The 329-nt window shown below is 55.6% G+C and carries 1 protein-coding gene; it reads left to right on the top strand.

Going from position 1 to position 329, the window contains the following annotated elements; all coding sequences use genetic code 11:
* Positions 1 to 329, top strand: a 329-nt coding sequence (locus tag BEA93_RS24835) for a pyridoxal-dependent decarboxylase (protein ID WP_236942916.1), incomplete at both ends; no start/stop codon positions are given.

The raw sequence follows: 329 nt of genomic DNA, 5'->3' as shown, positions 1-329 counted from the left end.
CTGGGCTGCGGCTGGGTTATCTGGCGTGACGAAGAAGCACTGCCGAAAGAGCTGGTGTTTAACGTTGACTATCTCGGCGGGCAAATCGGGACTTTTGCCATCAACTTCTCGCGTCCGGCGGGTCAGGTGATTGCCCAGTACTATGAATTCCTGCGCCTCGGTCGTGAAGGCTACACCAAAGTGCAGAATGCCTCTTATCAGGTCGCCACTTACCTGGCGGATGAAATCGCTAAACTGGGACCGTATGAGTTCATCTGCACCGGTCGCCCGGACGAAGGTATCCCGGCGGTTTGCTTCAAACTGAAAGACGGGGAAGATCCGGGATACAC

Origin of the sequence: Escherichia sp. MOD1-EC5950, from assembly GCF_002965345.1 — a bacterium.
GTDB lineage: Bacteria > Pseudomonadota > Gammaproteobacteria > Enterobacterales > Enterobacteriaceae > Escherichia > Escherichia marmotae.
Note: the sequence above shows the minus strand (reverse complement) of the source record. Positions and strands in the feature narration are given on the sequence as shown.